This is a genomic window from Nitrosomonas sp. Nm33 (genome assembly GCF_900107265.1).
GTDB lineage: Bacteria > Pseudomonadota > Gammaproteobacteria > Burkholderiales > Nitrosomonadaceae > Nitrosomonas.
Map to the genome: position 1 here is coordinate 14,909 of NZ_FNPJ01000036.1, position 14,339 is coordinate 29,247.

The 14,339-nt window shown below is 46.0% G+C and carries 14 protein-coding genes and 1 pseudogene; 8 read left to right on the top strand and 7 right to left on the bottom strand.

The features are described 5' to 3' along the window. Positions 1 to 37: 37 nt before the first annotated feature. Positions 38 to 1,249 (bottom strand): alkene reductase, encoded by a 1,212-nt coding sequence (locus BLV54_RS08830; protein WP_090570760.1) that lies wholly within the window; start codon positions 1,247 to 1,249, stop codon positions 38 to 40. Between the two features lie 539 nt (positions 1,250 to 1,788). Here BLV54_RS08830 and BLV54_RS16095 point away from each other — a divergent pair. From BLV54_RS16095 to BLV54_RS08840, 3 genes are all read left to right on the top strand, one after another. Further along, positions 1,789 to 1,947, top strand: a complete 159-nt coding sequence (locus BLV54_RS16095; RefSeq protein ID WP_176969723.1) for a hypothetical protein — start codon at positions 1,789 to 1,791, stop codon at positions 1,945 to 1,947. Between the two features lie 256 nt (positions 1,948 to 2,203). Beyond that, positions 2,204 to 4,045, top strand: a complete 1,842-nt coding sequence (gene recQ / locus BLV54_RS08835) for a DNA helicase RecQ (RefSeq protein WP_090570763.1) — start codon at positions 2,204 to 2,206, stop codon at positions 4,043 to 4,045. A 387-nt stretch (positions 4,046 to 4,432) separates the two neighbouring features. Then, complete coding sequence (locus tag BLV54_RS08840; RefSeq protein WP_090570766.1) at positions 4,433 to 4,795, top strand: MTH938/NDUFAF3 family protein; 363 nt, start codon at positions 4,433 to 4,435, stop codon at positions 4,793 to 4,795. Positions 4,796 to 5,175: 380 nt separating this feature from the next. Here the strand turns inward: BLV54_RS08840 and BLV54_RS08845 are convergent, their stop codons facing one another. Together BLV54_RS08845 and BLV54_RS08850 are read right to left on the bottom strand one after the other, a co-directional pair. Then, a complete protein-coding gene (locus BLV54_RS08845; RefSeq protein WP_090570769.1) occupies positions 5,176 to 6,498 on the bottom strand; it encodes a porin in 1,323 nt (440 codons plus the stop codon). 244 nt (positions 6,499 to 6,742) lie between these two features. Continuing rightward, entirely contained in the window at positions 6,743 to 7,162 is a 420-nt protein-coding gene (locus BLV54_RS08850; protein WP_090570773.1) for a lipoprotein, read from the bottom strand. A gap of 576 nt (positions 7,163 to 7,738) precedes the next feature. On the opposite strand from BLV54_RS08850, the pseudogene BLV54_RS17260 reads away from it, so the two are divergent. Further along, positions 7,739 to 7,921: pseudogene (locus tag BLV54_RS17260) on the top strand (transposase); the annotation flags it as partial. 472 nt (positions 7,922 to 8,393) lie between these two features. Here the strand turns inward: BLV54_RS17260 and BLV54_RS08860 are convergent. The 4 genes from BLV54_RS08860 to BLV54_RS08875 form a co-directional block, all read right to left on the bottom strand. Continuing rightward, complete coding sequence (locus BLV54_RS08860; protein ID WP_090570779.1) at positions 8,394 to 8,666, bottom strand: acylphosphatase; 273 nt, start codon at positions 8,664 to 8,666, stop codon at positions 8,394 to 8,396. Between the two features lie 637 nt (positions 8,667 to 9,303). Then, entirely contained in the window at positions 9,304 to 10,098 is a 795-nt protein-coding gene (locus tag BLV54_RS08865) for a class I SAM-dependent methyltransferase (RefSeq protein ID WP_090570783.1), read from the bottom strand. A 123-nt stretch (positions 10,099 to 10,221) separates the two neighbouring features. Next, entirely contained in the window at positions 10,222 to 11,208 is a 987-nt protein-coding gene (locus BLV54_RS08870) for a GlxA family transcriptional regulator (protein ID WP_090570786.1), read from the bottom strand. 128 nt (positions 11,209 to 11,336) lie between these two features. After that, a complete protein-coding gene (locus BLV54_RS08875; protein ID WP_090570789.1) occupies positions 11,337 to 12,107 on the bottom strand; it encodes an MBL fold metallo-hydrolase in 771 nt (256 codons plus the stop codon). Between the two features lie 175 nt (positions 12,108 to 12,282). Here BLV54_RS08875 and BLV54_RS16830 point away from each other — a divergent pair, with 175 nt between their 5' ends. The 4 genes from BLV54_RS16830 (at position 12,283) to BLV54_RS08890 (ending at position 14,042) form a co-directional block, all read left to right on the top strand. Then, positions 12,283 to 12,408, top strand: coding sequence for a hypothetical protein (locus BLV54_RS16830; RefSeq protein WP_256329310.1), 126 nt, complete (start codon positions 12,283 to 12,285; stop codon positions 12,406 to 12,408). 47 nt (positions 12,409 to 12,455) lie between these two features. Then, positions 12,456 to 12,563, top strand: coding sequence for a hypothetical protein (locus BLV54_RS17265; protein WP_371113282.1), 108 nt, complete (start codon positions 12,456 to 12,458; stop codon positions 12,561 to 12,563). Beyond that, a complete protein-coding gene (locus tag BLV54_RS08885; protein ID WP_090570799.1) occupies positions 12,538 to 12,936 on the top strand; it encodes a hypothetical protein in 399 nt (132 codons plus the stop codon). The genes BLV54_RS17265 and BLV54_RS08885 overlap by 26 nt, the downstream gene beginning before the upstream one ends. A gap of 398 nt (positions 12,937 to 13,334) precedes the next feature. Next, the gene (locus tag BLV54_RS08890) at positions 13,335 to 14,042 is read left to right on the top strand and encodes a hypothetical protein (RefSeq protein WP_143032460.1); all 708 of its coding nucleotides are present in this window, start codon (positions 13,335 to 13,337) and stop codon (positions 14,040 to 14,042) included. Positions 14,043 to 14,339 lie beyond the last annotated feature (297 nt).

Genomic DNA, 14,339 nt, shown 5'->3' on the forward strand with positions numbered 1-14,339 from the left:
ATTCTGGCCGCTCCTTGGCTCTCGAGCGGCTTGCGATCTAGCGCCAACTCTCGTCGACGCGGGGTTTCGCTTCCTCACAGCGCTCCTCATCCAGGTATGGGTAATCGGTATAGCCCTTGGCGCCACCACCGTAGAAGGTGGATTGATCAGCGGCATTGAGGAGAGCGCGTCTGCGAAAGCGTTCCGGCAGATCGGGATTGGCCAGGAACTTGCGGCCGAAGGCGATCAAATCCGCCTTGCCCTGCTCAAGCCAGACTTCGGCCGTGTCGTAGTCGAAACCGCCGGCGAGGATTAGCGTGCCCCGGTATTTTTCCCGCATCAGCACCAGCATCCGCAGCGCTTCCGGGGTGGGGGCAAGGCCTTGCTCGAATGCGGCGATCGCCGGATTGACCAAGTGCAGATAGGCGAGTTTGTAGCCGCTCAACTTTTCGGCGAGATAACCGAAGGTCTCCTCCCGATTGTCGTCGCTAATGTCGTTGATAGTACCGAGCGGCGACAGGCGCACGCCGACGCGGTCCGGCCCATAAATTTCACAGACCGCATCGACTACTTCCAGGAGCAGCCGTGCGCGGTTTTCGATCGGCCCACCGTAGCTATCGTTGCGCTGGTTGGTGCCGGAATTGATGAACTGATCGAGCAGGTAGCCGTTGGCGCCATGCACCTCGACGCCGTCAAAGCCGGCGCTCAGCGCGTTCCTGGCCGCGCGCTCGAATTGCCGGACGAGGTAGGGCATCTCCTCGAGCTGCAAAGCTCGCGGAGGGACGAAGGGCGTCAGTTCGCCCTCGCCGTTCTCGTTCTCGATAAACGCATCGCCGCTCGGTTTGAGCGCCGAGGGTGCGACCGGCAACATGCCGTCGGGCTGCAGCACCGGATGAGAGATGCGGCCGACATGCCAGAGCTGCATAAAAATCAAACCGCCGGCCTTATGCACGGTGTCGCTGACCCGTCGCCAGCCCTCGACCTGCTCGCGGCTATGGATACCCGGTGTCCAGGCATAGCCCTGCCCCTGCATCGAGACCTGGGTAGCTTCGCTGATGATCAGAGCAGCCGAGGCCCGTTGCGCGTAATAACAGGCATTGAGTGGCGTAGGGACATTCCCCGGCTGGCCAGCGCGCGAGCGGGTCAAGGGGGCCATGACTATCCGGTGCGGAAGCTCGTAGCGTCCCAGCCTGATCGGTTGAAACAACAACTCCGTGGACGTTTGCGGCGCAGCACCGGGTTGCGCTGGGGGGGGGGTGAATACGGGCATGAGGTTTACCTCCTATAGTATTTTCCAATCCATAAATGAGTCTGAGCAAAGGTTATTAAATTTGAGTATTCAAACTTGATTTTGTTTTGGATTGGTTAAAAAATACTTCAATTGTATTCACTATTGCATTATGGTCGCTCATCCTTGATGGGACTGTATCCAGTTGTTCAAACGAGATCCTGGTTTGAGAAAGAAGGTTGCATCTGGTAATGATTTCAGCTTTTCGTAAGGTGTCATCATCGGAAAAGGAGATGCTACTCTTTTTATAGATTTTGAGAATAATCATCACATGCCAAGATTAAGTAGAACCGTATTTGCCGGTATACCGCATCACATCACGCAGCGAGGAAATCGGCGAGAAAATGTTTTTTTCACCGATGACGATCGAAGTGCCTATTTCGGTTGGTTAAAAGAGTGCTGTGATAAATAGGGTGTTGATATTTTGGCGTACTGCTTGATGACAAACAACATCTACTTTATTGCACTTACTGAAACGGACGAAGGGTTGCAGGGAGTTTTAAAACCGTTGCACATGCGCTATGCACAGAGAATTAACCGGTAATGAGGATGGAAAGGCCATTTGTGGCAAGGGCGATTCTTTTCATCACCCTTGGGAGACCCATTTATGGGCTGCCATCCGGCATGTCGAGCGGAATCCGGTACGGGTCAAAATGGTCACCAAAGCAGAAGATTATTAAAATTTAATCAGGTAAAGTTAACAAAAGTTAAACGGGGTCTTTTTTTATAGCGTCTATGGAAATCCCTAAGATTTCATAGTAGTTTCTGATTTATACTTGACCACTTGAGGGCAAATTCTGACCGGCACCCCTACAGCTAATATCAACGCAGTAATCTGCTTCATTGACGCTATTATTCCACTGGTGAATATTGATTGAATGTAGAGAACAGGTAAACTTATCCGGAAATGAGTTGCTCCGCTACTTAGCTCAAATAATGTCTCTTCCAGCCCCTGAACAAATCCTTCATGACGTTTTTGGTTACTCAGCCTTTCGTGGTGAACAGCAGTATATTGTCGAGCATGTTGCTGCCGGAGGAGATGCGCTGGTACTGATGCCGACCGGCGGAGGCAAGTCTTTGTGCTACCAGCTGCCAGCCTTGTTGCGGCCAGGTGTAGGTATCGTGGTGTCACCCCTGATCGCATTGATGCAGGATCAGGTAGAAACGCTTAACCAGCTTGGCGTGCAAGCCGAGTTTCTAAATTCCAGTCTCGATGCCAAGGTAGCTCGGGAAGTATCCAATCGGTTGCTGCACGGCGAACTCAAATTGCTGTATGTCGCGCCCGAGCGGCTGTTGACAGAAGGTTTCTTGAATATGCTGGAACGCTTGCAGGCACGCAATGGTCTGGCGCTGTTTGCAATTGACGAAGCGCATTGTGTCTCACAATGGGGTCATGATTTCCGTCCGGAGTACCGTGAACTGACGGTACTGCACCAACGTTTTCCAGCCGTGCCGCGCATCGCGCTGACGGCTACTGCCGATGCACCCACACGGGCAGAAATTGTTGACCGTCTGGCGCTGGAAAATGCGCGGCAGTTTATTGCCAGTTTTGACCGCCCCAATATCTGCTATCGTGTTGCAATCAAAAGCAATCCACGCCAGCAGCTGCAAGCCTTTCTTGAAGCCGAGCATGCTAATGATGCGGGTATTGTCTATTGCTTGTCGCGCAAAAAAGTGGAGGAAACAGCAGTCTGGCTGAAAGCGCGTGGCTGGGATGTATTGCCCTATCATGCTGGCCTTGACACCGCAACACGCAACCAGCACCAGCGCAGATTCCTGCGTGAGGAGGGGGTCATCATGGTGGCCACTGTGGCCTTTGGCATGGGGATAGATAAGCCTAATGTGCGCTTTGTGGCGCACCTCGATTTACCTAAGAGCATGGAAAGCTATTACCAGGAAACCGGCCGTGCCGGCCGCGACGGCCTGCCCGCCAATGCGTGGATGGTTTATGGCCTGGGCGATGTGGTGTCGATGCGGCAAATGCTTGATTCAGGTGATGCGCCGGAAGAACGCAAGCGTGTTGAACGGCAAAAACTCGATGCCCTGCTGGGTTTTTGCGAATCCACCACGTGTCGTCATCAAACTATCCTGCGCTATTTTGGTGAGGCGCATCCAGGCAATTGTGGCCAGTGTGACAATTGTCTCAGTCCGGTAGATACCTGGGATGCAACCGAGGCGGCGCGCATGGCACTGTCCTGTGTCTACCGCACTGGACAGCGCTTTGGCGCCGGTCACCTGATCGATGTGCTGCTGGGTAAAAACACACCGCAGGTAGAAAAATTTCAGCATCAGCAACTTAGCACTTTTGGTATTGGTAAAGCATTGGCATCGCAACAATGGAGTAGCGTTTACCGGCAACTGGTTGCGGTCGGTTTGCTACAGGTGCAGATGGAAGCTTATGGTGGGCTGAATCTGACTGAGGAAGCGCGCCCGCTTCTACGCGGTGAAAACAAGATATGGTTGCGCCGTGATAATGAAGCTGGCAAGCGTGTTATCAGTCGTCCCGAGCGCACCTCGCGTACACGCGAGGCTTTTGCCGGCGCTAAGGAAGACCCGTTATGGCAAGCACTCAAGGCCATGCGCATGCAACTTGCTCGCGAACAAGGTGTACCCCCTTATGTGATCTTTCACGATAGCACGCTGCTGGAAATTCTCAATCATCGCCCTGCCAACCTCACCGAGCTAGGGCGTATCAGCGGCGTGGGCCAAGCCAAGTTGGCACGCTATGGTGATCAATTCCTGAAGGTGTTGGAGGATGCGGTGAACAGGGTGAGCTAATTTCGTGAGCGGGTGAAATATGGGTATCCTGAAGATTCATTCAGTCGGTTCTGCCGGAATCTTTCAGCGGAAAAGCGGCTGACGCCATGAAAGCCAGCTTACCTAGATGGTTCTGTGTATAGTCGGTTGTTATGGCTTTGATAGCACGTTGCCATAGGTACATAATATATTGAGTTTATTGATAGAAATTGATTGACTGGCTTTGGTCGGAAGGAGGTGACCGGCCTTCAACTTCAAGGCTGCCATTGGTGCGCACGCGACAGATCGAGTCCCAACTGTTGAAAATTCTCTTCGTTCGCATGCTATATTAAGAGCATTCAGTGAATGTGCTCACCTAGCGCATGATCTGTCCAGAGAATAATAGCGCACTCCCGCAGAAGTACCCTCATGAAACCTAGAATTGACGGTACCAAATTTGGTTCCATTACCATCGATGGGTCCGATATCGAGCACGATGTGTTCATCAGGCTTTCTGGTGAAATCAAGAAGAGAAAGAAGAAACTCTCCAAGGCCGTGTTCGGAACATCGCATATCATCTCGCTTGATGAGGCTAAGCATATATTCGAAAAAGGAGCTGAACGGCTTATCATAGGGTCGGGCCACAATGGCAATGTAACGCTCTCTGAAGAGGCAGCAGACTATTTTAAGAAAAAGGCAGTCCAGGTTGATCTTTTTCCCACCCCTGCAGCTATCCACCAGTGGAACAAGGCTAAAGGTGCAATCATCGGACTTTTTCATGTGACTTGCTGATCTCCGGATCCCGTTATGCCTTCATATCTCTATTCCTTAGCTTCTCCTACCCAACTGCGACTCACTCCCCTGTCACTATGAACAATCATGTCGTTATTCGCTGGGACGAAGCTGGCGAAGAGCGATCAGCCTGATGGCGTTCAGAAAAATATATGCCGCCTAAACATCTGCTGGTCATGGATGATCGCATGATAGCAGAGGTTGCTTACCGTCTGGTCTGAGAAGGCATTGCATTGTTGTGAGGGTGATTTTCAAAACGCGCGTCAATTACTACAAGCATTGGCCCTTTAAGGTGTCCTTGGAATGAAAGGGGAGCAATAAAGGGTAGCATCCCTCTTTTTGTCTTTTTTGTGTAACTACCCTTTTTTAATTGAACTGAATCAGAAGGGCATCGTTACATCCAAAGAAAACAGAAATTGATCCTTTCTGCCATCAAATGGCCGAAATGCCATGTCAATGCCATCAGCTCTGTCATAGCGGATATTTTTTCGAATGTTGATATTGCGGATCGGCTTCCAACCTCTTCCCCAACGTGTTGCGGGTTTCCAGTTCATACCCACCGTGACTGCGTAATAATCTGCGGGAGCACTGATGAAAGGAATGTTGCCTGCGTAGCTAACTCCTTTATTATTCAATGCTGATAGTATGCGATAGGGTGAGAAAACACGCCAGCCATTGCGATCATGGAAGCGCTCAGCACGGATGCCGATGGAAAGGTCACGAAAAAGATCATAAGTCAGATGGGTGTTGATGCTATACCATGCTGCATTCCGGATTCCTTCAGGCAAGTTGATGTTGCTGGCCCAGCCAGAGGTGTGCTGGAGCACCAAATGCGTCCTGGGAGTGAGCCAATGTTGCAGCACGACGCTGTACATCATCCAGGGTTCATTGACAGCTGTTTGTCCATAGGTACCACCGAGTTGCGCCAAAGTTCTTTTGTTGTCGCTTTCCCATAGAATATTTGCCAGTCCACCCCAGTTATCCAGTTGCTTATCAAAAACTCCATCCCAGCCGCCAGTTGCACTACCTGTAGTTGTGCCGCCTTGGATAGCCCAATTTTGATTGATTGTATAACTACCTAGAAATCCCGTATGGGTGAATGGCTCGCCACTGTTAAGGATATAGGCTCGAGTGTAAAAAAAGTTATCGGGGGCGGGAACGGTTTCGTAGCCCAACGGTGTATAAAAATGCCCGGCCTTAATATTGAAACCGTTACCAATCGGTATATAAGCTTCTAGATAGGCTTGTGGAAGAGCAATCCCGTAGGTGCGAGTTGATTTACAGCACAGATTGAGATCCCAGTTACCCCTATTTGATGGTTCGCCAGTATTCTCATCAAATGCGGATATACCAAAAGCCTGAGTAAAGATGGCATCTGTTCCAAACAAAAAGTCGAAACGGCCTCCAATATCCCATTTTGTGCCTTCTGATTCGACGTTGCGTTGTAAAAATAAATTGAGTTGGTTTAACTGAAATTGATTAGCACGATCCGCAAAAGTCACCGTGCCATTGAAGCCATCAGAAGGGTTGTTTGCGTTGTAAGTTGCGCCGCCATTGATCCAGCCACCCAATTCCAATCCACTTTGATTGAACAGATTAGATAGGGTATTAGCATGTGTAGTATTTAGAATCAAAAAAAACAACACTAGGGTTTCAGTTATCGCGAATATCGTTTGATTGATGTTTCTGGATGTGTAATTCATTTTTTCCCTGCTTGTGTCTTGACTGTAATAAATCAACAGGAACACACCTTACTTCGATCAAGACTGAAGTGGCACCACAAAACTAGACAGATTGTGGCTCTGATAATATAAACAGAAGAGCAATGATCATGAGTAAAAACGTACACAATATTCCAGTGAATCAAAGGCAAAAATGGCACTGGCGGCGCAGCCTTTTTTAAATGCATTATCTTCTGGAATTTGGTTGCTTTTTTCTAAATGATTACTAATTTAATTGAGAGTCTACGGCCTCTTCCTTTATTAAACCGAACTCTTGTTTTTCTTGATCTCGTGCCATTTTTCGATGAAGGGCCGCTTCCTTCATATTCTCTTTGATAGCATTCTCATACATACGAATATTAGCTGTGGTATGCGACCGAACATCTTGTCCCCGTCGCCCATAGTAGTAGGAGTGACTCTCATATTCTTTAAGCAGCTTCTTCTGAGTTTGTAGTTTTGTTTTCATTTCATTGGCCGCATCTTCATAGTGTTTGGCCACGACATCATGATTGCTAGGATCTATGGCGCGCAGTTTACCACTATAAAATTCATTGCTATGAACACCCCCTATTGGGCCCGTTTGTGCACAACCAACTAAGAAACCAAGCATTAAAACAATCATCAAGAAAGTCAATTTTTTCATCATAACACCTTCATCAACTTACTTTAATTTCACCCCATTTCCCCATTTCTTTATTTAAAAGTTTTTATCAAAAATATTGTGTCAATATTTGATTAAAAATAACCATATCAAGAATACGTTCTTTCAAGGAAACAAATCTATAATCAACTCGACTTATCAAAATGGTATTTTACTTAATAGTAAAATACGATTTATTTTGATATTGCTCATAATATTATGGCTTTTAATACATTAACCATACTCATCATATTAATATTCATTTTTCATAATGTATGCTACCGATATAAAAATAAAAAATAAGTACTAGAAAAAGAAATTAATTGTCTCTATTGAGGAGACAATAAAGTATATATATGTTGATGCTATAAGTCTTGATATAAGAATTACTGAATTAAGTAGGTATCAGGCAGAAATGCTTTTATTTAAATAGATTTGCGCGGAAAAAAGGGACGCTACCCTTTTTATAGAGTTTAAATATGATCGTTACATGCCAGGATTAAGTAGAACCGTATTTGCTAGTATTCCGCATCACATCACGCAGCGAGGAAACCGACGTGAAAATGTTTTTTAACCGATGACGATCGAAGCGTCTATCTCGGCTGGTTAAAAGAGTACTGCGATAAATACCGAGTTGATATTTTTGTGTACTGCCTGATGACGAACCATATCCACCTTATTGCAATTCCTGAAACGGATGAAGGATTGCAGAGAGTTTTAAAACCATTGCATATGCGCTATGCCTGGAGAATTAATCGGGAATGAGGGCGGAAGGTCATTTGTGACAAGGGTGATTTTTTTTCATCACCCTTAGGAGATGCCCATTTATGGACTGCTATATGGCATGTCAAGGTATGTCGAGCGGAATCGGGTGCGGGTAGAAATGGTCACCAAAGTGGAAGATTATTACTGGTCGGCACGGTTGGCGGAAGGTGGTGACTAAGAAAGTTGAATTGTTGCGGCGAAATATTGAAAAAGGCTTACCTTGCTGGAAGGAAAATTTTATTTGAGGATTGGAAAAGATTCCGGGTGATTGTTGTGTTATAGCCCTTTAAGGCGCCCAAGGAGTAAAAAGGAGGGCAATTAAGGGTGGCGTCCATTGCCCAGCGCGTTGAGCCATTCCTCGTCCGCCTGATTTTATCTACTAACCCCAACTCCAATTCATAATGGAGCAGCTCGCAGTAAGCTTTCGCCTGCCAGTAAAACCGTGATGTACCCTCTATTATCTATATCAGCTTTAAATAATATAAAATCCTTCCTCGCAATTCTCTTTAGTGATCGGCTCCCATTGAACATGGTCCACTTTGGCGTGGCTGGGACCTTGCCATAACCATTGGCGCAATTTCTCAAGCGCATTATCGCTGCCACAGGCCAGCACTTCCACTCGACCATCCGGCAGGTTTTTAGCATATCCGGAAATACCCAATTCTCTAGCTTTTTCCTGAGCAAATGCCCGATACCAGACACCTTGCACCCGACCACTAACCCAGCAACGAATACACTGTTTCATGTATGCCTCATTGAATCAGAATATCAAGTTGATTATTTCAAGCTAAATGATATTGTGAACAGTATTAACATTAACTAGCTGCCTCGAATACGTTTTTCAACATCCTGCTAGTAGATTGATACATTTTCCAAAAGAGAAACTGAATCGGGAGCTTCCCTAATATGAAGCACGTTGCCCAGATATCCCATCTCCAATGCCTGTGATAATAATGAAATCCGGCAATCTTTACCAAGGTTTCGCTCATTTCCTATGAACTGTTTAAGTTTAACCTAAATTCCTCAGTTAGAATTTAGAATAAAAATAGCTGTAATCTAATACTATCAACGGTTCATAGCCAAAAATGTTAACTGCTCCTCAGTTACAGTAAACAAGCTGAGAGCAAGGTGTGGCAACGCTTTCAGCAGATTTTGATTATTTTACTAAAATCTCATCTGATTGGTAATGCCATGGATCTTTCAAAGAACCTTAATCAATAGGGTTCTTGAGCGATTTAGGAGTCTTCAACTGAGGTAAAAATGTGATGGCCGCCCTTTACTTGCTCTTCGAAACCCAAGCGGACAAGTAACTGGTGCATCAATCGCGACCGATTCACTGGTTTTCTAGCGCCGAAATATGGAAAATACCGACACGTCAAAACTTAGGACTTTTCCGTTTCGAACAGTATAGCCTGCATCGGATATCGCATGGGATTTGAGCCATATTCTTTTTTAAACGCCTCCGCTAACACCTCCACGATCTCCTCAGGGTCGACGCCGCCGCGGTCTCTTATTTCAAAAATAACCGGGGAGTACACAAGCGCGCGTGCGAAGGCCGATACATCGAAAATATCGTATTTGTGGCGCTGAACCGAGATCACAATGGGATCAAAGCCAATGTGTATCAGCTTTTCTTTGATCGGATCGATTTGGTGACAGGAAACGGGATCAAACAGAAACCGGGGCGTGTCCGACGGAAAGAATTGCTTTAACACCTCAAAGCTCAAGCTGGCGAATGGATTGTACTGCTCAGAGTCCCAGACGCGGAACAAGTAGCGGCCTCTGCGCCTCAGTACCCGGTACGCCTCGCGAAACGCCGTTTCTTGATCGAAGAACATGATCCCGAACTGGCAGACCACCGCATCGAACACTTCATCACCGAACGGCAGCGACGTAGCGTCTGCATTTCGGAACGTGATCCGCTCATCGGGAAGAAATTTTGTGCGCGCGAGGTCCATCATCGAATCGCTGATGTCAATCGCGGTCAAGTGGGCGTCCTTGGTCAGCAAGTTACGCAAGTGTCGGGTGACAATGCCAGTACCAGCGGCAATTTCAAGCACATCGTGGGGCGATTGTTCCGCAATGCGTCGCGCGGTGTCGGCCCCATAGTGGTCGAAAAGCACGGGCCCCAGATCCCGATCGTAAGGAATGACAACCTCGTCAACATAACCTGCCATAGATAACTCTCCACAAAAAAAGACAAAAAGAGAACTCAATTGCTTATTTCACGAACGTTAAGCGCCAGCTCTCATCATGGCGAATAAAAGCTTAGTTTCATTATATATAATGGAAAATCTGGATTAAAAACTAGCCGCTAAATGATGAGCTGTTGTCGGCCGCTTGCCCTGAAAGGTTTTTCGCCATTCACTTGGCGTTACATCAAACCTATGCTTGAAATGTTGGCGCAGGGATGCAGATGATTGAAAGCCTACCTGCTCTGCAATGGCCTCAATTGGTAAAGAGGTGGATTCTAGTAACTCCTGACTACGCTGTAAGCGCTCAACTATCAGCCATTCACCAACAGACATCCCCGTTGCCTTGTAAAACTGCCGGGTGAAGGTACGGCGGCTCATCATGATATAGCGCGCAAGCTCGTCCAAACCATGTATTTTATTTAAATTATTTCTCAAGTAGTCCAGAAGCGTATTGATTCTGGTGTCCTGGGTTGAAACAGGAACAGGCCGTTCAATAAATTGTGCCTGACCACCTTCTCTGTAAGGGGGAATCACCATACGTCTGGCCAGTTTATTTGCGATCACGCTGCCGTAATGCTGACGAACCAGGTATAGGCAACAGTCGAGACCGGCTGCTGTTCCTGCGGAAGTAATCAAACGATCATCATCGACATACAACGCATTGCTGTCCAGTTTTACATCAGGAAAACGGCGGATGAAATCCTGTTCAAACTCCCAGTGCGTGGCAGCCTTGTGATTTTTCAGTAACCCGGCATAGGCAAGCACATAAGTGCCCAGACACAGTCCGACAACCTGACTACCTCGTGCATGTGCTGTTACCAAGGCATCAAGCATTGACTGGTCTGGTTTTTCGGCAGGGTCTCGCCAGGAAGGTACGATGATGATATCAGCTTGCGCCAATTCATCTACGCTCAGTGATGATTCAACACTCAATCCCTCATTCGAACGTAGCCTTTCGGATTCGTCTGCATAGATCCTGAGTTCAAATAATTTCTGATCATGCAAGAGATCGCCGAAAATAATGCACGGTACCGATAAGTGGAAAGGGCTGAAATGATTAAAGGCAATAACTGCAACTAATGGGACAGACATGATGAAACCTCGCTGATTAAACCGTTTTCACTGTTCAGATAGTATCTTATGACTGATGCTTGTAAGTAATTAGACAATATTAAAAAATGACGCATCTGACAAAGCTGGTTCATCGTTCCGGTTTTGAATCAAAACGTATATGATTCACCGTCTTCGGGTGCTAATACCCGTTGCATCATTCCCTTTTCGCCAAGAAACTCGCGTAGTTCCTTTCTGGATAGCGTAGCGTGGTTCACCGCTTCCATGTGGCTGGCAATGATAATTGCTTCAGGTGCGGCTTTATAGACTTCGTAAATATCTTGCTTACCCATGATGATCGATTCGTTGCCGATGACTTTGGCGTCGCAGCTATTGAGGACGACGACGTCAGGATGGTATTTCTTCAGGCTATCTTCGACTGCCTGACACCAGACCGTGTCCCCGGCGATATAAAGCGTTTTCTCATCCGGGTGCTTGAAAACGATGCCACTCACTTCTCCCAGCAACTCTTTCATGTCTTCCAACACCTTAGGTCTGCCGTGTTGGCCCGGTGTTTTGATGAGCATAATGCCTTCATAATCGTTATTTTCATCAAGCACCCGAATATTGCTAAATCCCGCTGATCGCACCGATTGCGCATCTTTTTCATGTTGCGTAAAAATCAGCATGTCTTTAGGAATCGCATTTTTAGCCGCATCGTCCCAGTGATCCGGATGATCATGGGTTAAGATAACCGCATCCACATCAACGATCTCGCTGACGGGCATCGGTAATTCCGCTGTCGGATTGCGGATGTGATCATTGATCGTCCCGCCAAATCCTGGCACTGCTCCCTTTTTTGCCAGCCAAGGATCAATCAGTATTTTCTTGCCCGCATAGTTAATTTTAACGGTTGCGTTTCTGATTTGCGTAAATTGCATTTGTATGTACTTCCCTTATCAACGTTGGATGGAAAGTATTATGAGTTAACTGATGGAAAATGGCAGTGGCCCATGGGACATTTCTCATAACATTTGGGCCAAACAGCATTGAATCTAACGACCACACGAAAAAGGGGACGCTACCCTTTTTATAGAGTTTGAGAATAATCATTACATGCCAAGATTAAGTAGAACCGTATTTGCCGGTATACCGCATCACATCACGCAGCGTGGAAACTGGCATGAAAATGTTTTTTCACCGATGACGATCGAAGCGTCTATGTCTATCCCGGCTGGTTAAAAGAGTACTGCGATAAATACGGTGTTGATATTTTGGCGTACTGCCTGATGACAAACCGCATCCACCTTATCGCAGTTCCTGAAACGGACGAAGAGTTGCAGAAAATTTTAAAACCGTTGCACATGCACTTTGCCCAGAGGATTAACCGAGAATGAGAGTGGCAAGGTCATTTGTGACAAGGGCGATTCTTTTCATCACCCTTGGGGGGATACCTATTTATGGGCTGCCACCCGTTATGTCGAGCTGAATCCGGTATGGGTAAAAATGGTCGCCAAAGCGGAAGATTATTCCTGGTCGAGTGCCGTGACGCAGTGTGGATTAAAAGAAGGTACGATATTGAGCCAAAAGCCTGAGAAAAACAATGCAATCAAATTTCAAATTGGTCAGCATGGTTGGCGAAAGGTGATGATCCCGAGAAACTTGAATTGTTGCGGCGAAATATTGAAAAAGGTTTATCTTACAGAGATGAAAATTTTATTCGAGGATTGGAAAAGAATGCGGGTAGATTGTTGTGTTATCGTCCTTTAGGTCGCCCATGGAGTGAAAAGGGAGAGCAATAAACCTAAATTCCTCAGTTGGAATTTAGAATGAAAATAGCTGTAATCTAATACTATCAACGGTTCATAGCCAAAAATGTTAACTGCTCCTCAGTTACAGTAAACAAGCTGAGAGCAAGGTGTGGCAACACTTTCAGCAGATTTTGATTATTTCACTAAAATCTCATCTGATTGGTAATGCCATGGATCTTTCAAAGAACCTTAATCAATAGGGTTCTTGAGCGATTTAGGAGTCTTCAACTGAGGAATTTAGGATAAAGGGTAACATCCCCTTTTTTCTCTGCTAACTGATAATTTCCAAATTATCGGTAGCACCTGAATGCCGAAATTTCATGTGTGATGAATATAATTATTCGTTAGAGGTGAATAGTGAGTAATCCTCAAGTAGCAATATCTATAAGCTTTCATAGACAATGGAACATTCGTTTACCGTATGTATATCGCTACTTAGAAAAGGAATATGTGGATAATTTCTTTGAAAAAGGGATTATTAGGTTAAGTTCATTTGAGAATTTTTCTAAGCACTCGGATGAACATCGCCTTGATTCTGAGGAAGGTAGGGGCGTATTTATTAACGCCACTAGAGAACCAAAACCGCAAACCGTAATTGCAGGTATTTCATATGGGCGTAACGCATACGTACTTTGTGGATCAACTATATATAAGAATGAAATGTCCAGAGATTTTAGGACAAATTCTGGATTCAGAATTAATGACACAACCGGATTTGCTGAGGCTATATCTCGATATTTACCTGGCTGTGTGGGTGGAATTGAAGGCTTGTGTACTTATCTTGATAAGCGAACATCATATAGAACAACAAGAGCTTTAGATATCCAAAATAGAGACGGGCACGGAATTGATATACAGAAAACAATGGGAGAAATTTTTCAGAGAGCGGGTGACGATTTTCTGTTCATGAAGCATAGCTCCTACTCTAGCCAGAATGAATATAGAATTATTTGGGCTGTGCCGAATAACGTATCAGGCTATATTGACGTTGTATGCCTTGAAGCAGTGAAATTTTGCACAAGATTTGAAGACATGCATTCTGAAAGTGAATCCAAAAAGGAATAATTATTTGGAATCCTTAGGGCCAGGTCTAGATTCGCAGCACTCAGTAACCTATTAACACAAATAAAACATTTATTCTAGACCTGACCCTGCACTTGTGACCCTGCACTTGCTGCACTTGGGGGGGGGGGGGGGGCAAGGAGTGAAAAGGGAGAGCAATAAAGATTAGTGTCCCTTTTTTTATAAATGCATCTTATGCACTATGCAATGACTGAACATCCCATTTAAATTTTCAAGCGATTTTTGTAATCTATTTACCGAGTTTCGTATTTTCTCCCTTGCTTGGTCATTGACCAGATG

Coding starts and splice junctions, on each gene's coding strand:
- BLV54_RS08845 (WP_090570769.1), bottom strand. CDS start 6,498: ATGAATTACACATCCAGAAACATCAATCAAACGATATTCGCGATAACT.
- BLV54_RS08840 (WP_090570766.1), top strand. CDS start 4,433: ATGAAACCTAGAATTGACGGTACCAAATTTGGTTCCATTACCATCGAT.
- BLV54_RS08875 (WP_090570789.1), bottom strand. CDS start 12,107: ATGCAATTTACGCAAATCAGAAACGCAACCGTTAAAATTAACTATGCG.
- BLV54_RS08850 (WP_090570773.1), bottom strand. CDS start 7,162: ATGATGAAAAAATTGACTTTCTTGATGATTGTTTTAATGCTTGGTTTC.
- BLV54_RS17265 (WP_371113282.1), top strand. CDS start 12,456: ATGACAAACCGCATCCACCTTATCGCAGTTCCTGAAACGGACGAAGAG.
- BLV54_RS08865 (WP_090570783.1), bottom strand. CDS start 10,098: ATGGCAGGTTATGTTGACGAGGTTGTCATTCCTTACGATCGGGATCTG.
- BLV54_RS08860 (WP_090570779.1), bottom strand. CDS start 8,666: ATGAAACAGTGTATTCGTTGCTGGGTTAGTGGTCGGGTGCAAGGTGTC.
- BLV54_RS08830 (WP_090570760.1), bottom strand. CDS start 1,249: ATGCCCGTATTCACCCCCCCCCCAGCGCAACCCGGTGCTGCGCCGCAA.
- BLV54_RS16830 (WP_256329310.1), top strand. CDS start 12,283: ATGCCAAGATTAAGTAGAACCGTATTTGCCGGTATACCGCATCACATC.
- BLV54_RS08870 (WP_090570786.1), bottom strand. CDS start 11,208: ATGTCTGTCCCATTAGTTGCAGTTATTGCCTTTAATCATTTCAGCCCT.
- recQ (WP_090570763.1), top strand. CDS start 2,204: ATGTCTCTTCCAGCCCCTGAACAAATCCTTCATGACGTTTTTGGTTAC.
- BLV54_RS16095 (WP_176969723.1), top strand. CDS start 1,789: ATGCACAGAGAATTAACCGGTAATGAGGATGGAAAGGCCATTTGTGGC.